This window comes from Actinoallomurus sp. NBC_01490 (genome assembly GCF_036227085.1).
GTDB lineage: Bacteria > Actinomycetota > Actinomycetes > Streptosporangiales > Streptosporangiaceae > Actinoallomurus > Actinoallomurus oryzae.
The window spans coordinates 711,933-738,208 of sequence record NZ_CP109433.1 but is presented as its reverse complement, the minus strand read 5'-3'; the positions used below and the strand labels follow the sequence as shown (position 1 = coordinate 738,208).

Annotated in this window: 24 protein-coding genes and 1 pseudogene; 14 read left to right on the top strand and 11 right to left on the bottom strand. The window is 70.1% G+C overall.

The window, feature by feature from the left end; genetic code table 11:
* Nucleotides 1–6: 6 nt before the first annotated feature.
* On the bottom strand, nt 7–426 hold the full coding sequence (locus tag OG417_RS03835; protein ID WP_329249798.1) for a hypothetical protein: 420 nt from the start codon (nt 424–426) through the stop codon (nt 7–9).
* A 91-nt stretch (nt 427–517) separates the two neighbouring features.
* On the opposite strand from OG417_RS03835, the gene OG417_RS03830 reads away from it, so the two are divergent.
* Nucleotides 518–1,447 (top strand): phosphotransferase family protein, encoded by a 930-nt coding sequence (locus OG417_RS03830; RefSeq protein ID WP_329249796.1) that lies wholly within the window; start codon nt 518–520, stop codon nt 1,445–1,447.
* A 13-nt stretch (nt 1,448–1,460) separates the two neighbouring features.
* Here OG417_RS03830 and lepB read toward each other — a convergent pair whose 3' ends face one another.
* A complete protein-coding gene (lepB, locus tag OG417_RS03825) occupies nt 1,461–1,961 on the bottom strand; it encodes a signal peptidase I (protein WP_329249793.1) in 501 nt (166 codons plus the stop codon).
* Between the two features lie 83 nt (nt 1,962–2,044).
* On the opposite strand from lepB, the gene OG417_RS03820 reads away from it, so the two are divergent.
* Nucleotides 2,045–2,500: a DUF6210 family protein gene (locus tag OG417_RS03820; protein WP_329249790.1), complete on the top strand. Its 456-nt coding sequence runs from the start codon at nt 2,045–2,047 to the stop codon at nt 2,498–2,500.
* Between the two features lie 16 nt (nt 2,501–2,516).
* Here OG417_RS03820 and OG417_RS03815 read toward each other — a convergent pair whose 3' ends face one another.
* Nucleotides 2,517–3,860 (bottom strand): IS4 family transposase, encoded by a 1,344-nt coding sequence (locus OG417_RS03815; protein WP_329234527.1) that lies wholly within the window; start codon nt 3,858–3,860, stop codon nt 2,517–2,519.
* Between the two features lie 249 nt (nt 3,861–4,109).
* Between OG417_RS03815 and OG417_RS03810 the strand changes: the two genes are divergently transcribed.
* The gene (locus tag OG417_RS03810; protein WP_329249787.1) at nt 4,110–4,688 is read left to right on the top strand and encodes an RBBP9/YdeN family alpha/beta hydrolase; all 579 of its coding nucleotides are present in this window, start codon (nt 4,110–4,112) and stop codon (nt 4,686–4,688) included.
* 296 nt (nt 4,689–4,984) lie between these two features.
* On the opposite strand, the gene OG417_RS03805 is transcribed toward OG417_RS03810, so the two are convergent.
* From OG417_RS03805 to OG417_RS03795, 3 genes are all read right to left on the bottom strand, one after another.
* Nucleotides 4,985–7,129: a (Fe-S)-binding protein gene (locus tag OG417_RS03805; RefSeq protein WP_329249784.1), complete on the bottom strand. Its 2,145-nt coding sequence runs from the start codon at nt 7,127–7,129 to the stop codon at nt 4,985–4,987.
* Between the two features lie 227 nt (nt 7,130–7,356).
* Nucleotides 7,357–8,502 (bottom strand): CU044_5270 family protein, encoded by a 1,146-nt coding sequence (locus OG417_RS03800; protein WP_329249781.1) that lies wholly within the window; start codon nt 8,500–8,502, stop codon nt 7,357–7,359.
* Nucleotides 8,495–9,076 carry an RNA polymerase sigma factor gene (locus OG417_RS03795; RefSeq protein ID WP_329249778.1) on the bottom strand — a complete coding sequence of 194 codons (582 nt, stop codon included), beginning with the start codon at nt 9,074–9,076 and terminating at the stop codon, nt 8,495–8,497. Before OG417_RS03795 ends, OG417_RS03800 begins: the two co-directional genes overlap by 8 nt.
* Before the next feature lie 315 nt (nt 9,077–9,391).
* Here OG417_RS03795 and OG417_RS03790 point away from each other — a divergent pair, with 315 nt between their 5' ends.
* The 6 genes from OG417_RS03790 to clpB all read left to right on the top strand — a co-directional run bounded on the left by OG417_RS03790 (nt 9,392) and on the right by clpB (nt 17,152).
* Nucleotides 9,392–10,090: a C39 family peptidase gene (locus OG417_RS03790; protein ID WP_329249775.1), complete on the top strand. Its 699-nt coding sequence runs from the start codon at nt 9,392–9,394 to the stop codon at nt 10,088–10,090.
* 210 nt (nt 10,091–10,300) lie between these two features.
* Nucleotides 10,301–12,163, top strand: coding sequence for a molecular chaperone DnaK (gene dnaK / locus OG417_RS03785; protein WP_329249771.1), 1,863 nt, complete (start codon nt 10,301–10,303; stop codon nt 12,161–12,163).
* Between the two features lie 46 nt (nt 12,164–12,209).
* Nucleotides 12,210–12,914 (top strand): nucleotide exchange factor GrpE, encoded by a 705-nt coding sequence (gene grpE / locus OG417_RS03780; protein WP_329249768.1) that lies wholly within the window; start codon nt 12,210–12,212, stop codon nt 12,912–12,914.
* A 36-nt stretch (nt 12,915–12,950) separates the two neighbouring features.
* Nucleotides 12,951–14,108: a molecular chaperone DnaJ gene (dnaJ, locus tag OG417_RS03775; protein WP_329249766.1), complete on the top strand. Its 1,158-nt coding sequence runs from the start codon at nt 12,951–12,953 to the stop codon at nt 14,106–14,108.
* A gap of 5 nt (nt 14,109–14,113) precedes the next feature.
* Nucleotides 14,114–14,554 carry a heat shock protein transcriptional repressor HspR gene (locus OG417_RS03770; RefSeq protein ID WP_329249764.1) on the top strand — a complete coding sequence of 147 codons (441 nt, stop codon included), beginning with the start codon at nt 14,114–14,116 and terminating at the stop codon, nt 14,552–14,554.
* A complete protein-coding gene (gene clpB, locus OG417_RS03765; protein WP_329249761.1) occupies nt 14,555–17,152 on the top strand; it encodes an ATP-dependent chaperone ClpB in 2,598 nt (865 codons plus the stop codon). It abuts the gene before it with no gap.
* A 121-nt stretch (nt 17,153–17,273) separates the two neighbouring features.
* Here clpB and OG417_RS03760 read toward each other — a convergent pair whose 3' ends face one another.
* A complete protein-coding gene (locus OG417_RS03760) occupies nt 17,274–17,663 on the bottom strand; it encodes a MerR family transcriptional regulator (protein ID WP_329249758.1) in 390 nt (129 codons plus the stop codon).
* A gap of 117 nt (nt 17,664–17,780) precedes the next feature.
* Here OG417_RS03760 and OG417_RS03755 point away from each other — a divergent pair, with 117 nt between their 5' ends.
* The 3 genes from OG417_RS03755 to OG417_RS03745 all read left to right on the top strand — a co-directional run bounded on the left by OG417_RS03755 (nt 17,781) and on the right by OG417_RS03745 (nt 21,337).
* On the top strand, nt 17,781–18,755 hold the full coding sequence (locus tag OG417_RS03755) for a zinc-binding dehydrogenase (protein ID WP_329249755.1): 975 nt from the start codon (nt 17,781–17,783) through the stop codon (nt 18,753–18,755).
* Nucleotides 18,756–18,832: 77 nt separating this feature from the next.
* The gene (locus tag OG417_RS03750) at nt 18,833–20,413 is read left to right on the top strand and encodes an alkaline phosphatase D family protein (protein ID WP_329249752.1); all 1,581 of its coding nucleotides are present in this window, start codon (nt 18,833–18,835) and stop codon (nt 20,411–20,413) included.
* A 264-nt stretch (nt 20,414–20,677) separates the two neighbouring features.
* Nucleotides 20,678–21,337 (top strand): hypothetical protein, encoded by a 660-nt coding sequence (locus OG417_RS03745; protein WP_329249750.1) that lies wholly within the window; start codon nt 20,678–20,680, stop codon nt 21,335–21,337.
* Nucleotides 21,338–21,398: 61 nt separating this feature from the next.
* Here OG417_RS03745 and OG417_RS03740 read toward each other — a convergent pair whose 3' ends face one another.
* The 3 genes from OG417_RS03740 to OG417_RS03730 all read right to left on the bottom strand — a co-directional run bounded on the left by OG417_RS03740 (nt 21,399) and on the right by OG417_RS03730 (nt 24,204).
* Nucleotides 21,399–21,965 (bottom strand): tetratricopeptide repeat protein, encoded by a 567-nt coding sequence (locus OG417_RS03740; protein ID WP_329249748.1) that lies wholly within the window; start codon nt 21,963–21,965, stop codon nt 21,399–21,401.
* Nucleotides 21,966–22,081: 116 nt separating this feature from the next.
* A complete protein-coding gene (locus tag OG417_RS03735; protein ID WP_329249745.1) occupies nt 22,082–23,290 on the bottom strand; it encodes an NYN domain-containing protein in 1,209 nt (402 codons plus the stop codon).
* 326 nt (nt 23,291–23,616) lie between these two features.
* Nucleotides 23,617–24,204, bottom strand: a complete 588-nt coding sequence (locus tag OG417_RS03730) for a hypothetical protein (RefSeq protein ID WP_329249742.1) — start codon at nt 24,202–24,204, stop codon at nt 23,617–23,619.
* 134 nt (nt 24,205–24,338) lie between these two features.
* Between OG417_RS03730 and OG417_RS03725 the strand changes: the two are divergent.
* A pseudogene (locus tag OG417_RS03725) lies at nt 24,339–25,262 on the top strand (RNA-guided endonuclease InsQ/TnpB family protein); the annotation flags it as partial.
* 10 nt (nt 25,263–25,272) lie between these two features.
* A complete protein-coding gene (pyrE, locus tag OG417_RS03720; protein ID WP_329249740.1) occupies nt 25,273–25,809 on the top strand; it encodes an orotate phosphoribosyltransferase in 537 nt (178 codons plus the stop codon).
* Nucleotides 25,810–25,833: 24 nt separating this feature from the next.
* Here the strand turns inward: pyrE and OG417_RS03715 are convergent, their stop codons facing one another.
* Nucleotides 25,834–26,274, bottom strand: a complete 441-nt coding sequence (locus tag OG417_RS03715) for a hypothetical protein (protein ID WP_329249738.1) — start codon at nt 26,272–26,274, stop codon at nt 25,834–25,836.
* Nucleotides 26,275–26,276: the final 2 nt, after the last annotated feature.

Sequence of the window (26,276 nt, the reverse complement as noted above, 5' to 3'; positions counted from 1 at the left end):
CGTGAATCACCCGTTCGCCGCCTCGAAGGCGCGGATCACCCGCTCGGTGGGGTCCGGCGCCGAAGGGACGCGGAGGCGGTCGGTGAGGAGGAACTCGGGCAGCTCGAACGCCGTGTGCTCCCGCTCGGTCAGCAGGTGCGTCCCGCCGACGGCGTCGGGTTCCCAGCCGTGCGCCAGGGCGTACTCGATGAGGGTCCGTACGTCCCCCGGCTGCGGGTAGGTGTCGTCGGCCGCGCACGCGCCCCAGGGCGAACCCCAGGTCTTCGACAGCAGGTCCGCCTGCAGCGCGCGGCTGTTCTTCCCGGCGCCCCAGACACGTACGCGGATGCACCGGTGGCAGTCGCGCTCGCCGCGGACGTGGCGGATGTCGGCCTTCCACACGAACGCTCGTCCACCGGTGTGCAGCTTCCGCAACCTCGTCCGCATGGTCTCCGCCTCCCGGCAGCGCGCGAAAAAGGGAATGAACGGCCGCCTGTCACAACCGTACGGTGGCCGGGTGCCGAACCATTCTCTTCCGGTGGCGAAGACCGAGGCGGAGTTCGCCGCCGTGCGCCGGGACGAGGCTCGGCTCCGGCCGGGCGTCCTCGCACTGTGCCGTCATCTCGGCCACGGCGGGGCGGACGTCACGCGTTTTCCGGGTGGCTCGCTGCCCGTCTACGCCGTCGGGGACCGGCTCGTGCTCAAGCTCTACCCGCCGGCCTGCGCGAAGAACGGGCAGGTCGAAGACCGCGTGCTGCGCGCGATCGACGGCCGGCTACCGGTGCCGACGCCCCACGTCGAGGCGGCCGGCGAGTTCGGGGACTGGCGCTACGTGCTCATGACGCGGTTGCGCGGCGAACCGCTGACCGAGGTCTGGTCACGCACGGACGAACGCGACCGGGACGCGATCGCCGAGCAGCTCGGGCGTCTCCTCGCCGCCCTGCACCAGATCACCGTCCCGGCGCTCGGGCCGGCGGACTGGCACCGCTTCATCGCCGACCAGCGAGCCGGCTGCGTCGCGCGCCAGCGCGCCCGCGGACTGGCGCCGCTGTGGGCCGCGCAGATTCCCGAGTTCCTCGGCTCGGTGCCGCTGCGGCCGTCACCGCCGGTCCTCCTGCACACCGAGGTCATGCGCGAACACCTCCTGGCCGTCCGGGGGCCGGACGGCGGCTGGTCACTCTCGGGCCTGTACGACTTCGAACCCGCCATGACGGGCGACCGGGAGTATGAGTTCGCCGCGGTGGGCCTGTTCGTCTCCCGGGGCGACGCGCGGTTCCTGCGCCGTCTCCTCACCGCCTACGGCCGGCCCGGCGACCGGTTCGACGCCGCGTTGCAACGGCGGCTTCTCGCGTACGCGCTGCTGCACCGCTACAGCGACCTGACCTGGTACCTCGAGGAGCTGCCCGCGCCGCCGGAACCCACGCTCGACGCGCTCGCCGCCCGCTGGTGGGCGCTGGACACGCCCTGACGCGGCGCCGGCGTCACTTGAGTACCGCCACGCCGATGACCGCGGAGGCCGGAACGGGGCCGCGGCCCGTACGGGAGTCCGCCGAGTTCGCGCGGTTGTCGCCCATCAGCCACATCTGCCCGGGCGGGATCGTCACGGTGCCGAAGGCCGTCTCAGCAGTGCCCGGCGCGAGGTACGGCTCGGACAACGGCGCGCCGTTCAGCATGACCCGGCCGCCCGAGCAGCAGCCGATCCGGTCGCCGGCGATCGCCACGACGCGTTTGACGAACGGCTGCGTGCCCCGGCCGTCCGCGGACCAGCTCGGCATGGTGAACACCACGACGTCCCCGCGCTTCGGCACGTACCTGCCGTGCCGGACGGGCCGTGCGTTGAAGGTCTGGTTCACCCGCAGTGTGGGCTCCATCGCGACACTCGGGTCGGTGTACCGGTGATATCCGTGCAGCGCCGCACTCGCCGGCGCGCATCCCGTGACCAGCCAGGGGAGGGCCGCCATGGCGATCACTCGCCTTCTCATGGGCACGGAGGCTATCGACTGAGATACTCCCCGGTCATGGTTACTGCGGTACAAAGAGCCGCCGAGGCGGGGATCGTGCGACCATGACCGAACCGGTGGGCGCGCGGCGGTACGTCTTCCTGGATCCGAACGGGACGCAGGGGCGCGACTGGTCGTACGTCATCGTCCGGGCGCCCACGGGGATCTGCTACGAGCAGCAGTACGGCGGGACGGTCACCCGGTCGGGCCACGTCGAGGGCTATCTGGTCCCGGTACGGAGCGCGCCGGCGCTGGCCGACCTCCGTACGTTCTTCGAACGTGATCTCCGAGGATCCGGCGCGGAGGGGCGATCCTGGCCGGAGGACGACCTGCGACGGCTCCGCCGCGCGGTGGAGAGAATCCTCTTCTGGGAGTCGTCCCCGGGCCCGGAGGGCGGGAACGGCCGTGGCCCGCAGGCGCTGGTCCTGGACGAGAGCCGACTCGCCGACCTGGACGAGGCCTGGATTCCGGTCCTCACCGCCGACGGCCCCGGGATCCTGATCTGGCAGAACTCCGACTAGGGCCAATGCCGTTCGGTTAGCGGTTTGGGTTGTTGAGCAAGCCGGTGGTCGCGATCTGGATGGTTGTTTTGTGGGTGCGGTGGTCGAGGTCGCGGCCTACGGCGCGGTACTTGGAGTTGATGGCTCGTTTCTTCACGCGTGGTCGGGTGCGGTCGCGGCGGGCTGGTAGGAGCGTGTTGAGTATGGCGGTTCCGATGCGGCCGATGAGGTCGATGTGGGTGTTGTTGATGATGTTGGTTGCCTGGATGATCTGGTCGCGGGCGGCGTTGAGCGCGATGGTGAAGCAGGTCCGGTCGGGGTCGATGTCGGGCCGGTGCAAGACCGCGTCGGTCATCGCGGTCCGTAGTACCTGGTAGGTGGTCAAAAGTGCCCAGGTCTCCTGGGCGATGGCGGCGGGGTGCCGGCCGCGTAGGACCCGACCGCCCAGGAGGGTTGATTTCAGTTCGCAGTAGCTCGTTTCGATCTCCCAGCGCTCGTGGTAGAGCCTGACCAGCGTGATCGCTGGTGCCTCGTCGGGATCGAGCAGGCTGGTGATGAGCCGATGGTCGGCGTGTGTGACGGTGCCCTCGGCGGTGGTGACGGTGATGGTGGCCTCGATGACGCGGACGGTGACCTGGCCTATACGGGACAGGAACGTCTGGTCAGATAGCCGGCGCAGGGCGGGGAGCTTTAGCGCGGTGGAGTGGGTGCTGGCGCGGATCAAGAAGTCCGCGCCGACGCCCGCGACCGTGGTGATGAACCCGGTGGCGGAGAAGCCGCGATCACCGAGCAACAGCATCCCTGGCCGCAGCGCACCGGCCTTGGCCAGGTCTTGGGCGTAGGTCAGCTCGCCGGTCCGATCGCTGCCGAAGACCGCGTCCAGGAGTGTGCGGGTCCCGCAGGCGACCAGGGTGACCAGACGCAGCGTCGGGTATCCGGCCGGCCCGTTGGGCCCGGCCTTGGCCTTGGGGAAGACCGCAAGGTTCGCAGGGGTGTCGGGGAGTGGGATCTGGGTGCCGTCGATCGCGACGACCAGTCTGCCCGCGAACCGCGCAGCCTGGGTTGCGGTCACGGCTGGGGGTCCTTTGAGCAAGTCGAACAGCGCTTTGAGCGGTGCCGGCCCGACCCGTCTCATCGCCGCGGTGATCGAGGAAGGCGCCGGGACGGGCAGACATCCCGGCAGCGAGGTGGTCAGCCTGGCCCACACCTGCGCCCAGCCCATCGAGGTGAACAACGCCCCCGCAAGCAGCAGGTAGACCACCACCCGCGACGGTAGCCGCCGCACCCGGCGCTGCAGACCACCGGCCTCGGCAAGGGCCTCGTCAACGAGGTCGAACGGAACGACCTGGGTCAACTCGCCCAGGTGCCCCACAGCGAACACGCCAGGAGCATGACAGATGACAGAATCGGACACGGCAGCCCTTGTGGAGGAACACGAGTCTTGGCGGACCCGGGAACCTCTACAAGGGCTGCACCCATGACACCAGCCGAAACGCCGCCCCTTGCGCCGATGGCCAGACTCCTAACCGAACGGCATTGCGACTAGGGCGTGTTTCCTGGATCTTGAGCGGGTCGATGCAACGCTGAATCGTTAACAGCACGGACGTCACTGCTTTGTAAGGTTCGGGCCATGTGGAACCGCAGCTTTCTGATCCTGCATGGCGTGGAGAACCGGCGTCCGGCCGAGCACTGGCAGTACGAGCTTGCGCAGCGGCTCCGGGAGGGTGGAGAGCAGGTGTTCTACCCGCAGTTGCCCGATCCGGACCGGCCAACGCTCGCCGCCTGGATCGAGGCGATCGAGGCCGAGTTGGGGATGATGCGCGGTGAGCGGGTCGTGGTCTGCCACAGCCTGGCGTGTACGGCCTGGTTTCACTTGGCGGCGGGCCGCGATGAGCCTCCCGCCGACCGGGTACTGCTGGTCAGCCCACCGGGGCCGACGGCGTTCTCCTGGGACGTCATCGCCGGCTTCACGCCCGAGCCTCTTGATCTGACCAGGTTGAAGCCGGCCGTGACGACGCCGCGCCTGGTGTGCTCCGACAACGACCCCTACTGCCCGGAGGGCGGCGCGGAGGTCTTCGGCCGGCCGCTTGGCTGCGATGTCGATCTGCTGAGGGCCGCCGGGCATGTCGCCGTCCCGGACGGCTACGGACCTTGGCCGTCGGTGCTGGAGTGGTGCTTGGACCCCAGCGCACGCCTGATGGTCAACTGAGCGAGGGTCAGGTCCAGCCGGTGTGGTCGTGGATCACCTGATGGGGTCGCGAAGCCAGATCTTGATGGACGCGACGTCGATGGTCCTTGGCCGGATCGTGCGGTGCTCCGGCGGCGTGCTGGTGGGCACGGGCGATGGTGGAGTCAGTCGACACCGTCCAGTCTTCACCTTCGGCCTCATCGCATCCAGCCCGTAGCGCGTCCAGCCCCCTCCCCACGTTCCATCGCGTGACCAGGAAACACGCCCTAGTGCCCCCGGTCGCCGTCGGTGGGACGGCGACCGGGCGGCTCGGGTCGTTACTCCGCAGCCGCGGGTTCGGCTTCGGGGTCGGGCTCGCCCTTGATGGAGCGGATCAGCAGCTGGGACACGTCGACCACCTCGAGGGAGTCCTTCGCGTCGCCCGAGGACTTCTTCTCGTTGATCGCGTCGCCGAGCATGACCAGGCAGAACGGGCAGGCCGTGGACACGGTGTCCGGGTCGGTCTCCAGGGCCTCGTCGACGCGTTCGGTGTTGATGCGCTTGCCGATGCGCTCTTCCATCCACATGCGGGCGCCGCCGGCGCCGCAGCAGAAGCCGCGGTCCTTGCAGCGGTGCATCTCCTGGGTCTGCACGCCCGGGACCTTGGCCATGATGTCGCGGGGCTGGGAGTAGACCTTGTTGTGGCGGCCCAGGAAGCACGGGTCGTGGTAGGTGATCTTCTCCTCGACCGGCGTGACCGGGGTGAGCTTGCCGGTCTCCACCAGGTGGGACAGCAACTGGGTGTGATGCACGACCTCGTACGTGCCGCCGAGCTGCGGGTACTCGTTGGACAGCGTGTTGAAGCAGTGCGGGCAGGTGGCGACGATCTTCTTGACGCCGGCGTCGTTGAGGGTCTCGATGTTCTGCTGGGCGAGCATCTGGAAGATGAACTCCATGCCCAGCCGCCGGGCCGGGTCGCCCGAGCAGGCCTCCATCGGGCCGAGGACGGCGAACTTCACGCCTGCGATGTGCAGCAGCTCCGCGACGGCCTTGGTGGTCTTCTTCGCGCGGTCCTCCAGGGCGCCCGCACAGCCGACCCAGAACAGGTATTCGGTGTCCTCGGGGAGCTTGTCCTCGACCATCGGGACTTCGAAGTCGAGCTCCTCGATCCAGTCGGCGCGCTTCATCTCGGACATGCCCCAGGGGTTGCCCTTGTTCTCCAGGTTCTTCAGCATGACGCCGGCCTCCGACGGGAAGCTCGACTCGATCATGACCTGGTAGCGGCGCATGTCGACGATGTGGTCGATGTGCTCGATGTCCACCGGGCACTGCTCGACGCAGGCGCCGCAGTTGGTGCAGGACCACAGCACGTCGGGGTCGATGACGCCCATGGACTCGGCGTCGCCGACGAGCGGGCGGCCGGCCTCCTTGAGCACGTCCTCGGGCAGGTTGTCGCGCTCGCCCTCGGCGGCGAGGATGTACGGCGCCTTGGCCAGGGCGTGGTCGCGCAGGTCCATGATCAGCGTCTTGGGCGACAGCGGCTTGCCGGTGTTCCAGGCGGGGCACTGCGACTGGCAGCGGCCGCACTCGGTGCAGGAGGCGAAGTCGAGGAAGCCCTTCCAGGTGAAGTCCTCGATCTTGCCGCGGCCGAAGGTGTCCTCGTCGGGGTCGGCCTCTTCGAAGTCGATCGGCTTGCCGTCGCTCATCATCGGCGGCACCGGGCCGAGCGCGTCGGGGCGGCGCTTGAACATGACGTTGAGCGGCGCCAGGAAGATGTGCAGGTGCTTGGAGTTCAGCACGATGATCAGGAAGACCAGCATGACGCCGATGTGCAGCAGCAGGCCGACCGACTCCAGCGCCTCGTTGACGTCGTGACCGGCCGGCTTGAGCGCGCTGCCCACCAGGTGGGACATGAAGGCGCCGTTGCCGTACGGGAAGTTGCCCGTGGCGACGCCCGCGCCGCGGAACAGGAACATCGTCCACACGACGTTGAAGATCATGAACAGGACGAGCCACGCGCCGCCCAGATGGGAGCCCTTGAACCTGGACTTGCGGTCGAGCTTCGCCGGGGAGTTCTTGAGCCGGATGACGGCGAAGACCACCAGGCCGAGGAAGGCGGCGACGGCGATGAAGTCCTGCAGGAAGCCGAGCGCGTCCCACTTGCCGACGACGGGGATGTGGAAGTCGAGGCCGGTGAGCAACGCGCCGTACGCCTCGATGTAGACGGTGATGAGGATGATGAACGCCCACATCACGAAGAAGTGGGCGAGCCCGGGGACGGTCCACTTGAGCAGCTTGCGCTGCCCGAGGACCTCCACGACCTGGCCCTTGACCTCGTCGCCGACGTTGTCCTTGGCCGAGGCGAGCCGGTCGGGAGCGGGCTGACCGCTCATCGCCACGCGGTAGAGGAACCGGACCCGCCGCCCGGCGAGCGCGAGCGCGACCACGGTGGCCACGAGCCCGATGATCAACCTGATGACCACGTTTCCGTCCTTCCGGTACGGCCTGGTTGCGGCGCTGTGCAGTCAGCGTATGGCCGGCGACTGACAGCCACGAACAACGGTTCGCATACTACCGATCAGTAGCTTATGCGCCAGTCCCCCGACCCCAAATTCGGGCGTACGACACCGAAAGGCGCAGATCAGACGCAGAGTGCTCCGGGGCCGGCATCGGATCGACGCCGGCCCCGGAGCGTTTTCGCCGCCGGACGTCAGCCACCGTACGCGGTGTTCGTCCAGCCCATCGTCAGGTAGATCTCGCTGTGGGCGATGGCGCCCGGCTTCATGCCCTTCGTCTCCAGGCCGCCGCTCTGGACGGGCGGCATGCCCGGCGAGGGCGGCACGGTCCTGCCGCCGTTGCCGTGGACGAGCACCATCTGGGTGCCGAGCGGGACGTACGTGACCGGGTCGAGGAGCAGTTCGCTGTCGTAGACGTTGCCGTTCTGCGTCATCCGGCCGGCCAGCACGGTCGCGGGCCGCCCCAGCGAGTCCCGCGACGCCCCCAGACTGCGCACGCCCGGCACGTCCGCGAGCACGCGGAAGACCGCCGCCCGCAGTTGCGGAGACGACGGGTCGAGCAGGAACCGCCCGGCCACACTGAGCAGGTAGCTGGACCCACCGCCCCCGGCGGCCTTGAGCAGGTACCGCTTGAGGGCCTCGGGGTCACGGGCCATGGCCTCCCGCTGCGCGTCGGTCGGCTGGGCGGGCGGGCAGGCCCGCGGCTTCTTGGCACACCGCGCGGCCATCTTCGCCTCGAGCCGCCGCTCCCCCCGCTTCTGCGCGGGAGTCATGCGCACCAGGTCCCAGGCATCGGACCTGGCCGACTGCCTGATCATCTGGCCGTTCGACAGGACACGCCAGGTCGACGGCGACCCCGCCTTCTTCCAGGCCGCCCGGTCGGCGGCCGTCTGCGGAACGGCACCGGCGAACCGGCTGCGGAACACGTCCGGGTCCTTGTCGCTCCGCGCGATCCACTGGTCGATCTCTTGCCTCGCGCCGAAGATCATGTAGTCGCCGCGGTCGACGTGGTAGCCCTCGCTGGAGATCACGTGGGTGTGCCAGTACCGGCCGACCGGCGTGGACGCGGCCTTGTCCGCGGCGGTGAGCAGGATCTGCCGGGCGGTCAGCGGCCGGACCTCCGTCCTCCTGGTGGCCGGTGGTCCGCCACCGGTCAGGCCGATCGCCACCGCGACCGCGGTGGCGGCCCCGACCACGGCGAGGCCTCCCCACAGGCGGCGGCGCGTACGGGCCGAGCGCGCGGGCGCGTGGGCGGCCAGGCGCCGGCGGCCCTCCGCGACGACCTCGTCCGACGGCGGGGCCTCCCCAAGGAGGCTCTGGATCATGCGGATCTCATCCATGGCTGTCCTCCTCCAGTGCGGAGCGCACCTTCTTACGGGCCCGGCTGAGCCGCGAGCCGACCGTGCCGTACGGGATGCCGAGCGCCTGAGCGATCTCCTCGTGCGACAGGTCGCCGAGCGCGCCCAGCAGCAGGACGTCGCGGTCCCCGCGCGAGAGCGCGGCGATGGCCCGGGCCAGGCGCGGCCGGAGGCTCTCGGCGGCCACCCAGTCGACCACCTGGCCCTCGTGGCTCTCGGTGACCTCGTCCGGCCGGAGACGGCCGAGCGCCCGGTAGCGGCGTATCTCCTTCCGCCGATGCTCGGCGACGAGCCTCGTGGCGATGCCGAACAGCCACGGCCGTACGCCGCCGCGGGAGGCGTCGAAGGTGTCCCGTTTCCGCAGGGCGACGACAAAGGTGTCGGCGGCGATGTCGTCGGCCACGTCCCGGCCCAGCCGGCCGGCGATGTAGCGGTAGATCTCGTGGAAGTGCTGGTCGTACAGGTCGGCGAACACGGCCTGCGGCAGGTGTGATCCTGCGTCCTGCGGCAGGTCCGGTCCGACGGCCGAGGGCGGCGTCCGCGGCCCGGCCCTCACGCGGGGGGCTCCGTCATCGAGGTCACCTTCCGGTGATCGGTATGGCTTACACCGGTACTCCGGCGGAGCACCCCTCAGCTTTCACACGGCACCGGACGGCGACGCCATCGGCCGTACCCCGCACCGCCACGGCGTCAAGGTCGAGGTCACGCGTGCCACCCGACCGGCACTCCGGCTAAGCACGCATGGTCGCCCATATGAGTAAATAGAGTTCTACAACGCGTTACATGCGTATATAGCGACATTCGCTTGGACCGTCTTGCAGGTACCGCCGACACGGCCCCGATCGGGCCCCGTGACGTCTGGGGGACGCAAGTGAAGAACGCGCCCGGCCTGCGGCCGGCGGTGGGTCTCGCCGTCGCCGCCCTGCTGGTGGGGACCTCCCCGCCGGCCAACGCCACGACGGCGGCCCGGACCGCCGCCACATCGGCCACAGCGGCCACCTGGACCACCCACGCCACGCCGACCACCGCCGCGGCGGGACTCCGGGCGATGCCCCGCGCGTACCGGCTGGTTCTTCAGGCGCAGTTCCAGACCACGAACTACTACTGCGTCCCCGCCTCCACGGCGATGAGCCTGTCGACGTTCGGGATCAAGGTCAGTCAGGACGCCCTCGCCAGGAAGATGAAGACCACGATCCGCGGCACCGGGGGCGACAACGCCGCCGAGGTCATGGACGGCTACCTGCACCCGCGGCGGTACGACGACCGGATCGTCGGCGACGTCGTCGGCCGTCCCCAGATCCTCATGCAGCGGGTCTCCTACGACGTCGGCACTTTGCGCCGGGCGCCGATCATGCAGGTGTGGATGGAGAGGCTGCCCTGGAACCAGGGGCGGCTCAGGGGCCACTGGATCGGGCACGCCATCCTCGCGTACGGCTACGACCAGAACACCGGGATGATCACCGTTTTCGACCCCTGGCGGCCGACCGGCGGCACCCACACGCTGCCCGCGAAGGTGCTGGCCAAGGCACTGCAGAGCGGCGCCGGCATGCACTACATCTCCCGCCGCTAGCCCAGAACCGCCGCACCGGGTCAACGGACCCCTTCCCCACAGATTTCCTGTCGTACGCGGGAACACCGCGCCGCGCTCCCACGTTGAACCAGTCAGCAAAGTTGAGCGTGACGGACTCAAGTCATTTGACATGCCGAGACGGCTCGGGCAACCTTGCGTCTGCTGGACTCAGCTTCATGGACAAGAGAGCACGGTCGGAGGAATCAACTCATGGCACGAGCGGTCGGTATCGACCTTGGGACGACCAACTCGGTCGTCGCGATCCTGGAGGGTGGCGAGCCCACCGTCATCGCCAACGCGGAGGGGTCGAGGACCACGCCGTCCGTCGTCGCCTTCGCCAAGAACGGTGAGGTTCTCGTCGGCGAGGTCGCCAAGCGCCAGGCGGTGACCAACGTCGACCGCACCATCCGGTCGGTCAAGCGCGAAATGGGCACCGACTGGAAGCAGAAGATCGACGACAAGGACTTCACTCCTCAGCAGATCAGCGCCTTCGTGCTGCAGAAGCTCAAGCGCGACGCCGAGGCGTACCTGGGAGAGAAGATCACCGACGCGGTGATCACCGTCCCGGCGTACTTCTCGGACCACCAGCGGCAGGCCACCAAGGAGGCCGGCCAGATCGCGGGCCTCAACGTCCTGCGCATCATCAACGAGCCGACCGCCGCGGCGCTGGCGTACCACCTGGAGAAGGAGGGCGAGGCCACGATCCTCGTCTTCGACCTCGGTGGTGGCACCTTCGACGTCTCCCTCCTCGAGGTCGGTGACGGCGTCGTCGAGGTGAAGGCGACCAACGGCGACAACCACCTCGGTGGTGACGACTGGGACCAGAAGGTCGTCGACTGGCTGGTCACCAAGTTCAAGAACGCCCACGGCGTCGACCTGTCCAAGGACAAGATGGCGCTGCAGCGGCTCCGTGAGGCCGCGGAGAAGGCCAAGATCGAGCTGTCCAGCTCTTCGGAGACGAGCATCAACCTGCCCTACATCACGGCGTCCGCCGAGGGCCCGCTCCACCTGGACGAGAAGCTCACCCGGGCCGAGTTCCAGAAGATGACCTCGGACCTGCTCGACCGCTGCAAGGTCCCGTTCCAGCAGGTCATCAAGGACGCCGGCATCAAGGTCAGCGACATCAACCATGTCGTGCTCGTCGGCGGTTCGACCCGCATGCCCGCCGTCGCCGACCTGGTCAAGGAGCTGACCGGCGGCAAGGAGGCCAACAAGGGCGTCAACCCCGACGAGGTCGTCGCGGTCGGCGCGTCCCTGCAGGCCGGCGTGCTCAAGGGTGAGGTCAAGGACGTCCTGCTGCTCGACGTGACCCCGCTGAGCCTGGGCATCGAGACCAAGGGCGGCATCTTCACCAAGATCATCGAGCGGAACACCACGATCCCGACCAAGCGGTCGGAGGTCTTCACCACCGCCGACGACAACCAGCCGTCCGTGGAGATCCAGGTCTACCAGGGCGAGCGCGAGATCGCGGCGTACAACAAGAAGCTCGGCACCTTCCAGCTGACGGGCCTGCCCCCGGCGCCCCGCGGCGTGCCGCAGATCGAGGTCACCTTCGACATCGACGCCAACGGCATCGTGAACGTCGGCGCGAAGGACCTCGGCACCGGCAAGGAGCAGTCGATGGTCATCACGGGCGGCTCGGCGCTGCCCAAGGAGGACATCGACAAGATGATGCGCGAGGCGGAGCAGTACGCCGAGGAGGACCGCAAGCGCCGCGAGGAGACCGAGACCCGCAACAACGCCGACACGCTCGCCTACTCCACCGAGAAGTTCCTCGGTGAGAACGACGAGAAGATCCCGGACGAGGTGAAGACCGAGGTCCGTACGGCGCTGGACGAGGTCAAGAAGACCCTCGAGGGCACCGACATCGACGCGATCCGCTCGGCGTCGGAGAAGCTCGCCCAGGTCAGCCAGAAGATGGGCGCCGCGATGTACGCCCAGAACCAGCCCGGTGAGGGCGCGCCCACCGCCGACGCCGGCGCGGGTGCGCAGGGCACCGCCCAGGAGGACGAGGTCGTCGACGCCGAGATCGTGGACGACGACAAGGACAAGCGCGAAGGCGGTGCGGCGTGAGCCGCACTCCCCTCTCCGCCTTGGCCCTTTTCGCGAAGGAGGAAGCGTGACGGAGCGTCGTGACGACGCCGAGGAGCGCGAGGGTCCGGTGATCCGCGACAAGCGGCGCATCGATCCCAAGACGGGCAAGGCCCGGGAGTCGGCGGAGCCGGCTCCCGGGTCCGCCCCGGGCGCTCCCGAGACCGCGGCCGACGAAGAGGTCGCGGACCTCAAGAAGCAGCTGGCCGAGCGCACGCTCGACCTCCAGCGGCTTCAGGCGGAGTACTCCAACTACCGCAAGCGGGTCGAACGCGACCGGGTCATGGTGCGCGAGCAGGCGCTGGCGAACGTCCTGACCGAGCTGCTGCCGGTGCTCGACGACATCGGGCGGGCGCGCGACCACGACGAGCTGAACGGCGGGTTCAAGCAGGTCGCCGAGGGCCTGGAGGGCATCGCCGGCAAGCTGGGTCTGCAGTCGTTCGGCAGCCCGGGCGAGCCGTTCGACCCGAACATCCACGAAGCGCTCATGCACTCCTACTCCGCCGACGTCACCGAGCCGACGGCCGTGCAGATCCTGCAGCCGGGCTACGGCATCGGCGAGCGGATCCTCCGGCCGGCGCGCGTCGCCGTGGCCGAGCCGGGCGATGACGCCGGGCCGGCCGGGCCGGCCGGGCCGGAGGAGCCCGAGGAGCCGGAGCCGCAGGAGACGGCCGAGGCCGAGGGCACCGAGGCGGAGACGCCGCCCAAGGCCGAGACGGCCGACGAGGACTGACCGACGAGCGACAACGAAACGAGGTAAGGGGCGCCGGTGAGCACCAAGGACTATTTGGAGAAGGACTACTACAAGGTCCTCGGTGTTACGAAGACCGCCACCCAGGACGAGATCAAGAAGTCGTACCGCAAGCTCGCTCGCCAGTACCACCCGGACGCCAACAAGGGCGACGCGGAGTCCGAGGAGAAGTTCAAGGACATCTCCGAGGCCTACGACGTGCTGTCGGACGAGAAACGGCGCAAGGAGTACGACGAGGCTCGCAGCCTGTTCGGCGGTGCGCGCCCCCGGGGAGGGGCCCAGGGCGGGTTCGGCTTCGACCTGGGCGACCTGTTCGGGAACACGGGCACCGGCTCGACCACGGGTGGCACGGGCGAACGCATCGGCGACCTGTTCGGCGGGCTGTTCGGTCGCCGGCAGGCGGGTCAGCGGCCGCGTCGTGGCACCGACGTCGAGTCGGAGATCACGCTGACGTTCGGCGAGGCGCTCGACGGCCGTACGGTCCCGCTCCGGCTGACCAGCGAGGCGGCCTGCCCGACCTGCCGGGGGACCGGCGCCAAGGCCGGCACGGTCCCCCGGGTGTGCCCCCGCTGTGAGGGCACCGGACAGGAGAGCCGCAACGCCGGCGGGTTCGCCTTCTCCGAGCCCTGCCGCGAGTGCCACGGCCGTGGCCTGGTCGTCGACGACCCGTGCGGCACGTGCTACGGCAGCGGTCGTGCGCAGAGCACGCACACGATCCAGGCGCGCATCCCCGCGGGAGTGCACGACGGGCAGCGCATCCGGATCAAGGGCAAGGGCGCGCCGGGCGAGAACGGCGGGCCGAACGGCGACCTGTACGTCATCGTGCACGTCAAGCCGCACAAGGTCTTCGGCCGTACGGGCGACAACCTCACGCTGAAGGTGCCGGTCACCTTCCCGGAGGCCACGCTCGGCGCGGAGATCAAGGTGCCGATCCACCGCGGCCAGCCCAAGACCGTACGGATCCCGCCGGGCACGCCCAACGGGCGGGTGCTGCGGGTCCGCGGCCAGGGCGCCCCACGGCGCGACGGCACCCGGGGCGACCTGCTCGTCACCGTCGACGTGCAGGTTCCCAGCGAGATCGACGACACCACCCGCGAGGCGCTGGAGAAGATGTCCGGCAGCCTCGGTGGTGACGGCGTACGGAGCGACCTGATCCGGCTGGCGCGAGAGGAGTGAACATCATGGACCCTTTCGGCGACGACAGCCCGGTCTACGTGATCTCCGTCGCCGCGGAGCTGTCCGGGATGCACCCGCAGACGCTCCGGACGTACGACCGGATGGGCCTGGTCTCACCGGGTCGTACGTCCGGCCGCGGCCGCCGCTACTCCATGCGCGACATCGTGTTGCTGCGGGAGATCCAGCGGCTGTCCCAGGACGAGGGCATCAACCTGGCCGGCATCAAGCACATCCTCGACCTGCAGCGTGAGTCCGAGGCCCTACGGGCCGAGGTCGCGCGGCTCAGGGGGCTGGTCGAGGAGCTGGGCAACGAGCTGGAGTCCACCCGGGCGGTGGCCGCCCGGCTCGCCCGGCTGAAGAACACCCCCGAGTCGACGGCCGGCGCCGAGCTGGTGCCGATCCGTCAGACGAGTGTGGTCGTGTGGCGCTCACGCGGGGAGGAATAAGTGGACTACAAACGGACCGAGAAGAGTCAGGAGGCGCTCTCCGCCGCCCTGCGCCGGGCGGCGACCGAAGGGCACCCGCACGTCGAGCCCGCTCATCTGCTCGTCGGGCTGCTGCCGCAGGGTGAGGGCACCGTACAGCGGCTGCTGAAGGAGGTCGGCGCCGATCCGCAGGCACTGCGCCGCCAGGCCGAGGAGCAGATCGCCGCGCTGCCGAAGGCCGCGGGCGCCACGGTCGGCGCGCCGGAGACCTCGCGGGCGCTGCTGGTGGTGCTGAACACCGCGGCCAACCGCGCCCGGCAGCTCGATGACGAGTTCATCTCGACCGAGCACCTGCTCGTGGCCCTGGCGGCCGACGGCGGGCCGGTCGCGAAGCTGCTGCGCGAGGCCGGTGCGACCCCCGACGCCCTGCTGGAGGCGTTCCCCAGGGTCCGCGGAAACGCCCGCGTGACGAGCGAGAACCCCGAAGACACCTACCAGGCGCTGGAGAAGTACGGCGTCGACCTGACCGAGCAGGCGCAGGCGGGCAAACTCGACCCGGTCATCGGCCGTGACAACGAGATCCGCCGCGTCGTGCAGGTCCTGTCGCGGCGCACGAAGAACAACCCGGTGCTGATCGGCGAGCCGGGCGTGGGCAAGACCGCGGTGGTCGAGGGCCTCGCCCAGCGCATCATCGACGGCGACGTCCCGGACACGCTGAAGAACAAGCGGCTCGTGGCGCTCGACCTCGGTGCGATGGTCGCCGGCGCGAAGTTCCGCGGCGAGTTCGAGGAGCGCCTCAAGGCGGTCCTGAGCGAGATCAAGCAGAGCGACGGGCAGATCATCACCTTCATCGACGAGCTGCACACCGTGGTCGGCGCGGGCGCGGCCGAGGGGTCGATGGACGCGGGCAACATGCTCAAGCCCATGCTGGCCCGCGGCGAGCTGCGCATGATCGGCGCGACCACGCTGGACGAATACCGCGAGCGGATCGAGAAGGACCCGGCGCTGGAACGCCGGTTCCAGCAGATCTTCGTCGGCGAGCCGTCGGTCACGGACACCGTCGCGATCCTGCGCGGGCTCAAGGGCCGGTACGAGGCGCACCACGAGGTGGTGATCACCGACGCGGCGCTCGTCGCCGCGGCGGCGCTCTCCGACCGGTACATCACCGCCCGGTTCCTGCCGGACAAGGCGATCGACCTGATCGACGAGGCCGCGTCCCGGCTGCGCATGGAGATCAACTCGCGGCCGGTCGAGGTCGACGAGCTCCAGCGTGTCGTCGACCGGCTGGAGATGGAGCAGCACCAGCTCAGCAAGGAGTCCGACGCGCCCTCCCAGCAGCGCCTCGAGCGGATCAAGGCCGAACTCGCCGACCGCAAGGAGCAGCTGGGCGACCTGAACGCGCGCTGGCACGCGGAGAAGGAGGGTCTCAACAAGGTCGGTGAGCTGAAGAAGCGCATCGACGAGGCCGAGAGCCGGCGCGAGCAGGCCTTCCGCCAGGCGCAGATCGACGGCGACTGGAAGCCGCCGAGCGACATCGCGATCGAGATCGAGCGGCTCCAGGACGAGCTCGAGACCGCGGCGGAGGCCGCCAACAACCCCAACGCCATGGTCAAGCGGGAGGTCACCGCCGACGACGTGGCCGAGGTGGTCGGCGCCTGGACCGGCATCCCGGCCGGGCGTCTGCTCGAGGGCGAGACGGCCAAGCTGCTGCGCATGGAAGAGGAGCTGGGCCGCCGCCTGATCGGCCAGTCGAGCGCCGTCCAGGCCGTCTCCGACGCCGTACGCCGGGCGCGCGCGGGCGTCGCCGACCCCGACCGGCCCACGGGCTCGTTCCTGTTCCTCGGCCCGACCGGTGTCGGCAAGACCGAGCTGGCCAAGGCGCTGGCGGACTTCCTGTTCGACGACGAGCGGGCCATGGTGCGCATCGACATGAGCGAGTACGGCGAGAAGCACTCCGTCGCCCGGCTCGTCGGCGCGCCTCCCGGCTATGTCGGGTACGAGGAGGGCGGTCAGCTCACCGAGGCGGTCCGCCGCCGGCCGTACTGCGTCGTGCTGCTGGACGAGGTCGAGAAGGCCCACCCCGAGGTCTTCGACGTGCTGCTGCAGGTGCTGGACGACGGACGGCTGACCGACGGCCAGGGCCGTACGGTCGACTTCCGCAACACGATCCTGATCATGACGTCGAACCTCGGCTCGCAGTTCCTGGTCGACCCCTCGTTGGACAACGGGGGCCGGCGCGACGCCGTGATGGGCGCGGTCCGGGCGAACTTCAAGCCGGAGTTCCTCAACCGCCTCGACGACGTGATCATCTTCGACGCGTTGTCCACCGAGGAGCTGACGAAGATCGTCGATCTCCAGGTCGACCGGCTCGCCGCGCGCCTGGCCGACCGCCGCCTGACGCTGACGGTGACCGACGCGGCCCGCGACTGGCTGGCGCTGACCGGCTACGACCCGGCGTACGGCGCCAGGCCGCTCCGCCGGCTCGTGCAGAGCGCCATCGGCGACCAGCTCGCCCGCGAGCTGCTGGCGGGCGAGATCCGCGACGGCGACGAGGTCGTCGTGGACGCCGACCCGACGGCCGACCGCCTGACCGTCAAGCCCACGGTCCCGGCCGCCTGACCCGTCCACGCGCAGTGCGCGGGGAATGACGTCCGCTCGACCCCGATGCGGTCGGCCGATCGCCGGGACGGATCAGCACTCGCTTCGGGCACGCCCCGCAGGCGTGCCCGAAGCAGGGAGGTCAGGAATCCGGGTCGGCGGGTGGGAGTTCACAGAGTTTCTCGCTGCTCGCGATGTCGGTGAGAACGCGCTGCAGCTGTTGTATCCGCTGGTCGGCCTCTGTCATGAGGCGCACGGTCAGGCGCTGCCAGTCGGCGAGTTCCGGCTCGGCGGGGAGTTCGGCGAAGAGTTCCCCGATCTCCGCGATGGACAGACCGACGCGTTGGGCCACGCGGATGATCTTTGTCCGGCAGACATCGGGTTCACGGAAACGGCGCTGGTTGCCGGCGTTGCGTTCGCCGGCGAGCAGGCCGTGGGCCTCGTAGAACCGCACGGCCGAGGGTGCCACCCCACTGGCGCGCGCCAGATCCCCGACTGACAGGTACGCCTGCTCGGTGACGCCTGCCGTCATGGTGACTCTCCACGCTTGACTTCAACCAATGTTGAACTCCTAGCGTAACGGGCACCGCACGGCGGAGGCCGGCGATCACCCCTGTTGAGACGACCAGCGGAACGGAGCGTGGGTGCGATGCGCGCAGCGACGGTGTCGAGGTTCGGTGGGCCGGAGGTGTTCGAACTGGTCGAGACGCCCGACCCGGCGCCGGGCCCCGGCGAGGTCCTGATCAGCGTTGAAGTGATCGACACCCTGTGGCTGGAGACGATGGTGCGCTCAGGGGCGGGCCAGGACTTCTGGCCGATGCGCCCGCCGTACGTGCCCGGCAACGGGGTCGCCGGCCGCATCGTCCAGGTCGGTGCGGGAGTCGACCAGAGCCTGCGCGGTCGCAGAGTGGTGGCCCACACCGGTGGGGAGGGCGGTTACGCCGATCGCGCCGTGGTCGCGGCGGAGTCGGCGGTGGCGGTGCCCGACGAGGTCGACCTCACGGTGGCCGCGGCGCTGTTGCATGACGGAGTGACCGCCCTCGCCCTGTTCGACACGACGAAGGTCGGCCCGCGCGACGGAGTGCTCGTGATCGGCGCCAGCGGTGGCCTGGGAGTGCTGTGCGTGCGACTCGCCCGCGCCCGCGCGGCGAAGGTGGTCGCGGTCGCCCGTGGCGCGAAGCTGGAGCGGGTCGCACGACTCGGTCCCGACGCGTCGATCGACTCTGCTCGGCCGGACTGGGTGGAGCAGGCACGGGCGGTGTTCGGCGAACACGGCGCCGACGTCGTGCTGGACAATGTCGGCGGCGCGCTCGGTGAGGCCGGCTTCACACTCACCGCCCGCGGAGGACGGTTCTCCGCGCACGGCACACCCAGCGGGCGTTTCGCGAGCATCGACCGGCAGGCCGCCGACGAGCGAGAGGTCTCGGTGACCGGTATCCAGGCGGTGCAACTGTCCGAGCGCGACCGCACGCGCTACGTCGAGCAGGCGCTGCGCGAGGCCGCCGCGGGTGTGATCGCGCCGGTCATCGGGCAGACGTTCTCGCTCGACCAGGCCGGGGCGGCGCACGCCGCCATCGAGGGCCGCACCGCGTTCGGCAAGACCCTGATCACCACCGGCGTGTGATCCGAGCAGCAGGGGCATCCGCCATGGACCCGCATGAAGTGAGTGCGTCCGCGCGCGATGTGGCGTAATCCAGATACATGCCCCAACTCGTCGTAGGCCCCCTGCTCCGCCACGTCGGGCCGGACACCGCCGCGATCTGGCTCGAAGCCGACCAGCCGTGTGACGTGCGCGTGCTCGACACGACCGCCCCGACGTTCACCGTCCACGGGCACCACTACGCGCTCGTCCAGGTCGAGGGCCTGGCCCCCGGCTCGGACACCGAGTACGAGGTCGCGCTCGACGGCGAGACCGTCTGGCCCGAGCCCGGCTCACCGCCCAGCCGGATCCGGATCCCCGAGCCCGGCGCCCGGCAGCGGATCGCCTTCGGGTCGTGCCGCGTCGCCCCCGGTGTGGAGAGCATCCACGGGCCGGACGCGCTCGGCGCGTTCGCGCGGCGGCTCGCGGACGGGCACGAGTGGCCCGACCTGCTGCTGATGGTCGGCGACCAGGTCTACGCCGACGAGACCGGGCCGGAGATGCGGGAGTTCATCGAGGGCCGCCGCGACACCGGCGAACCTCCCGGCCTCGAGGTCGCCGACTACGAGGAGTACGCCCGGCTGTACCGGCTCGCCTGGACCGACGACGCGATGGTGCGGTGGCTGCTGTCCACCGTGCCCAGCCTGATGATCTTCGACGACCACGACATCCGGGACGACTGGAACACCTCCGCGACCTGGCTGCGCGACATCCGCGCCCGGCCCTGGTGGCACGACCGGATCACCGGCGGGCTCGGGGCGTACTGGATCTACCAGCATCTGGGCAACATGTCGGCGGCCGAGCGGACCGCGGACCCGGTCTACCGGCGGGTGCTGGCGGCGGACGGCGATGCCGGCCCGATCGTCGACGAGTTCGCCGTACGCGCCGACGAGCAGCCGGACGGCACGCGGTGGAGCTACGCCCACGACTACGGGCGTACGCGACTCGTCGTGGTCGACAGCCGCTGCGGGCGGGTGCTCCACGACGGCCGGCGGTCGATGCTGGACGACACCGAGCTGGCGTGGGTGCAGGAACAGTGCCGTGGCGACGTCGACCACCTCATCGTCGCCACCTCGCTGCCGTTCCTGCTGCCGGCCACCATCCACCATCTGGAGTCGTTCGACGAGGCGATCGCGGGCGGCGCGTGGGGGCGCCGCCTCGCCCGGCTCGGCGAGAGGATCCGCCAGGGCGCCGACCTGGAGCACTGGGCCGCGTTCGAGGCGTCTTTCCGCGCGCTCGCCGACACGCTCCTGGAGGTCGCGCGGCGAGAGGACGGCCCGCACAGCATCACGCTGCTCTCCGGGGACGTCCATTACTCCTACCTCGCGCGGGTCGCCGGCACCGGCACGCCGATCTCCCAGGTGGTCTGCTCGCCGATGCGCAACCACCTCCCGCTGAAGTTCCGGCTGCTCCAGCGCGCGGCGTACGGGCGGCTCACCGACGGGCCCGCCCGCGCCCTCGCCCGGCTCGCCCGGGTGCCCAGGACCCCGATGAGATGGCGGCTGAGCCACGGCCCCTGGTTCGACAACGCCGTCGCCACGCTCGCGGTGGACGGGTCCACGGCGACCGTACGCTGGGAGGCCGTCGGCCCCGACGGGGCGCTCCGCGAACTCGACCACGCGTCCCTGTCGAAGGTCCCCTGAGAACGGCTCCGCCGCTCAGCGGGTCGGGGCGCCGTCGCTTCCTCTTCCGTCTCGGCGATCTCGGCGAAGCGCTTCTCCGCCGAGGCGCTCGGCCGGTATACATTTCGGGACTTATCCGTCGCCGGAAGGCTGGTCTCGATGTCGATCCCCGGCACCCCGCCAGGTTGGCCACCGCAAGATGGCCCGCGCTTCGGGCCTGGAATGCCTCCCGGCGGACCTCAAGCGCCTCCCGGCGGACCTCCGATGCCTCCCGGCGGGCCCCCCATGCCTCCCGGCGGGCCTCCGGCGCCTCCTGGAACGCCGCCGGGGCGTCCGTTTCCGTCCGCGTCTCCCGCCCGCAAGCCGCCGGTCGCTCTGATCGTCATCGCCGCGCTCGTCGTGCTCATCGGGGGTGGTGGCGGCGTCTACCTGGCGACGATCTCCGGCGGCGCCTATCCGAAGGTCGTCTGGGCCTGTGCGCTGCTCCCCGCCGCCGACGCCGCGACGCTCGTGCCGCACGGCCTGCCCAAGGGGAGTCCGCCCGGCGACGGCGAGTCCACCTGCACGTGGAGCAACCTGGTCGCGGTGAACGCCGGGCTGGAGAAGACGAGCGCCAACCTGACCGTCCGCGCACGGCGGACCGGGCGTGGCCTGCTGCGCTCCGCCGAGAGCAACGCGCATCAGTGGCTCGTCTCCGAGACGGACGGCAGCAGTGCCGTACGGTCCGCGGGCACGCCGGTGTCCGGCTACGGCGACGAGGCGATGCGTGTGCCCAAGGCGTTCGGCGGGGAGTTCGACTCGATCGTGTTCCGGGACAGCAATGTCGTCGTCGAGGTCGCCGTGGAGCTCGACGACCACCCCGGCGCCCAGACGTCGGAGGCGTGGAGCCGTACACAGCGGGCCGCCTCGCTGACCGCGCGGCAGCTGCAGAGGCTACGCGGCTGATCGGAACCCTCCTGCACGGCGAGTCCCGCCCCTGACGCGCGGCCCGCCGTCCGCGCCGTGCTCAGCGGAACTGGCGGCCCGGCGCGTCGTCGGTCTTCTTGAGCAGCTCGTCCAGCAGCGCGTCGTACCGGTCCTCCGGACGGCGCAGGTCGAGCCGGCAGCGGTAGCGGATGCGCAGCAGGCCCTCAAGGCTCTCCTGGTCGCCCGCCCGCGCCAGATCGGCGCCCTCCGTGGCCCAGTCGTGCGCCGCGACCAGCTCGCCCTGCTCGTACAGCAGCTCGGCCACCGCGCGGTGGACCTCGGGGTCCTGCGGCGAATCGGCACGGACCTGTGCGATCAGCCCCCGCGCCTCGTCCAGCTCACCCAGCTCGAACAGAGCGCCGGCGAGATAGATCCGCGGATCGCCGTAGGTGTCGCCGCCGTCGGCGAGCGCATCGCGATAGGTCTCCGCCGCCTTGCCATGGTCTCCCGCGTGCTGCCACTGCTCACCCGCACGCAGCAACAGGCTGGCGCGTGACACGCCGCCTGAGACCGTCTCGGCGAGCTCGACGAAACGCTTCGCCGCCGATGCGTGATCGCCCGTGCGGAGCGTGTCGAACTCCATGTCATCGAGATCGTCTTCGGTCACATGCGTCACCTTCTAGACGCTACCCGGCGGACCTCCTGCGAATCTGGTCATTTCGCATCATCCCCGCGACACGTCACAAGGGTTCGCCGGACGGGACGGCCCCCGCCGCGAGAAGGCTATACGCGGCGTGAGCGTTCGAGCGCATCCCAGAACCCTCGGCGGAGGGCGTGTCGCACCTCGTCATGCAGCAGAAAGTCGATCGGCAGCGAGGACCCCTGAAGCAGCCGGGCCTCAAGGTCTGACGGCATTCGCGGCTTGCGCGCGAGCACGGCCTCGAGCCACAGGGCCGGCGCGTCGCGGGCGACCGACTCGCCGAAATCTTGACCCTCCTGGTGGGCGGCCTTGACCGCGTCGGAGAGCGTCGGCGTGGACTGCTGCGGCTGCGGCGGGGGGATCTGCTGCGGGCCGGTGTAGGGACCGACGGGCTGCTGGACGTACTGCGGGCCGCTGTTGTTGCCGTTCGACGACGAGCCTCCCGACGACGGCGGGCTCGACGACGGCGGGGAGCTCGCGGGCTTGGGCGGGATGATCGGCGGCGTCGGCGCGGAGTGCGTCGGCGCCGAGCGCAGCGGCGGCACCGGGATCACCGGGCCGGCGGACGGCGGCTGGCCCAGGCCCGACGTGGAGGAGGAGGACGTGGACGAGCCGCCGAGCTGCGGCGGCGGCGCGGTGATCGGCGTGCTCGGCGGCGGGCTCGAATGCTGTGTCGACGGCTGCAGCGGGGACAGCGCGCCGCCGGTGGTGCTGGTCCCGTGTCCGTTGGACAGCGGCGGGGAGGAGGTGTCCATGCCCGCCAGCAGGTTGACGTACGGCCGCAGGTGGGCGGAGCCGATCTCGATGAGGTCGTCGCACTCGTGGCGGAGCACCCGGGAGATGGTCCAGTTGCCGTCCACCGCGACGTGCAGCACGCTCACGCGGACACCGTGGTCCTGGGCATCGGCGATGACCTGGGCGATGTCCTCGTCGCCGCTGACGACGACGGCGTCGGCGACCCCGCCGTTGCGGGCGAGGGTCATCAGGTCGCGGTGGATCTCGGTGTCGACGCCCTCACGGCGGCCGGGGCGGATGCGCGAGAGACGGAGCTTGATGCCGGGCAGGTCGGCGAGGGCGTCGTGTTCGGGCGACCGGCGGCCCTCGACGGTCGCCTCGTACCAGTAGCAGCGCAGCAGCGGCAGGCCGGTCCGCTCACGCGCCAGGTTGCCGAGCAGCTGGAGGAGGCCGGCGTAGTCCCACGAGACGGACTCGCGACGGCGGGTTCCGTGCACCGCCATCGCGCCGTCCGCCAGGAGATAGCTGGCATCAACGAACAGCGCGCAGCGATCCACGCGACACCGCCCCTTCCTCGGCACGAGACCCTATATCGGTGACTTACGGGTGAACTTTCGAGCCGGCGAGCGACCTTGGGCAACCAAAGCGTAGTGAAGTCCGCCGCTGCCGTATGGCGATCCAGTAATTGGAGTCTCCTGAGGACTATGGGGCGAATGCGGCTTACTTCGATTCGGTTGGCAAGACCTCTCCGGCGTGTCACGTTGACTCGGTCGCTCGACACTGTAGGACGAGTCGCCTGACAACACAGCGTGACTTCCGAAGCTCGATAGTCAGTACGTCCGTTCGGCGACGGTATCACCCGATTCTGAGGCGGCGGAACATCTCAGAGAGCCGAGATGAGGGCGGTGAGAGCCTCCGCCGTACCGGCGGGGTCGACCACCGCCGAGAAGTGCGAAAACGGGCATTCGCGGACCTCCCAGCCACGCATCCGCGCCTGCCGTACTTGATCTTGGTAACGCCCCGAGGTGGCCAGGTATCCGCACGGTGCGTCCGGCCAGTCCTGGGCCATCGGCGGCTCCTCCGCGAGGAAGTCACCGCCGCGATCACGTACCGTGACGCCGGCCGGAACCTCCCCCTCCCCGTACGGGCGGCTGGTCCCGGAGCCGGGCAGCCGGGCGTCGAGGAAGACGTAGCCGCCGACGAGCCGGTGCGCCGCCCGCTGCGCCGCCGCGATGGGCGGCACGAGCGGCCCCGCGTCGCCGTGCGCGACGAGCACCAGCGGCGGCCTGGCCCCGGCGGCGGTGATCTCCAGCGCGGCGCGTGCGACGTAACGGGCGGCGTACGGCGGCCGGTCGTCGTCGGTGATCTCCGGGACCACCACGTGGTACGCGCCGAGCGCCGCGGACAGTGAGCCCCACGCCGATGCGGTGGTCAACGGACTGTGCAGGAGGACGAGCGTGCCCGGTGTCATCTGGCCTCCTCCGAGGAGACCGGCCGTTCAAAGGGACAGAGAGGAATCCGCTCGCTGCAGAGCCAGGCGAAAACCGATCCCGTCGTCAGCGCGGACCGACGTGTTCCCACAACCGCCCGCAGGATCACAGGGCTCGCTTCAAGTCCAAGAAGAAGTCCCGCAAGTCCGCCGAATACACCAGGAGCGCGTTCCGCTACCGCGACGGGACGCTGACACTGGCGAAGATGGCCGAACCGCTCGACATCGTGTGGTCTCGGCCACTTCCCGACGGTGCACGGCCAACGACGGTGACCGTGTCCCAAGACGCAGCCGGTCGTTGGTTCGCGTCCCTGCTGCGCGAAGACCCGACGGTCAGGCCGCTTCCCGCAACAGACACGGCCGTCGGTATCGACGTGGGTCTCGACCACCTGCTCACCCTCTCCACCGGCGAAAAGATCACCAATCCCCGACACGAACGACGCGACCGCACCCGCCTCGCGAAGGCCCAGCGTGCCTACTCCCGCAAACAGAAAGGATCGGCCAACCGAACCAAAGCCCGGCTCAAGGTCGCCCGTATTCATGCACGGATCGCCGACCGGCGCCAGGACTACCTGCACAAGCTGACCACTCGTCTCGTCCGTGAAAATCAAGCGGTCGTCATCGAGGACCTCGCTGTGCAGAACATGCTCAAGAACCGGCGCCTGTCCCGCGCGATCTCCGGCGCGGCATGGCACCAGTTCCGCCGTGTCCTCGAATACAAAGCCCGCTGGTACGGCCGCGAAGTCATCACGGTCGACCGTTGGTTCCCCTCTTCCAAGCTGTGCTCTCACTGCGGCACCAAGCAAACCACGATGCCGCTGGACATCCGCAACTGGACGTGCGTATGCGGCACATCCCACGACCGCGACGTGAACGCCGCGAAGAATCTTCCGGCCGCCGGGCCGGCGGTGACGGCCTGTGGAGCCGGTGTAAGACCTCAACGGAACACTCCGGGCGGGCGGTCGGCGACGAAGCAGGAACCCCTACAGCGCGAGCTGCAGGTATCCCGCCCCTCAGGGACGGGAAGATGCCAAGACTAAAGTTTCAGGCATGACGGACCGGGACGATCTCCTCGCGGAGATCAAGAGCAAGGCGGTCGTGCACGGCAGGGTGGTCCTGTCGTCCGGCCGGGAAGCCGATTTCTACGTCGACCTGCGACGGGTGACGCTCGACGGACGGGCCGCGCCGCTCGTCGGCCGGGCGATGCTCGACCTCACCGAGGACCTCGGGTACGACGCGGTCGGCGGGCTGACGCTCGGTGCCGACCCGGTCGCCACCGCGATGCTGCACGCGGCGGCCGCACGCGGGCGGACGCTGGACGCCTTCGTCGTCCGCAAGCAGGGCAAGGCGCACGGGTTGCAGCGGCGCGTCGAGGGCCCGGACGTCGCCGGGCGGCGGGTGCTCGCCGTGGAGGACACCTCGACGACCGGTAACTCGGTGCTGACCGCGGTCGAGGCGCTGCGGGAGGCCGGCGCGGAGATCGCCGGTGTGGCCACCATCGTGGAACGGGGGGCGCAGGCGCGCATCGCCGAGACGGGGTTGGAGTACCGGTCGGTGTTCACCCTCACCGACCTGGGACTGGAGTGAAGAGCGCGCGGGGGGACGCCGGGCTCACTGCCCGGTGGGCGCCTCGTACGTCTTGGCCTCACCGTGGCGTCCGGGCGGCTGGACGTGCCCGTTGATCGTCACGGTGACGCCGCCGGCGTCCTGAACCGCGACGGTCAGCCGGGTCTCGTTGAAGATGCGGGTCTCGTTCTGGCGCAGGTTGCCGTTGAACTGCACGTCGTTGGCGCCGGGACCCGAGACGAACACCGGGCACTGCGCGACCAGGCAGCGGACGGTGATCGTGTTGCCGACCTGGCTGGCGGGCGCGCTCGGCTTGGTGTCCGTGCCGGACCCCGCCGTGCTGCTCGCCTGCGATGACGCGGCGCTCGGTTTGTTCTTGTCGTCCTTGCCGGTGAGCGCCCCCCACAGCGCCATGCCACCGATGACCAGCAGACCGCAGGCCAGCACGACGGCGAGCACCGCGATGGCGATGCGCGCGAGACCCATTG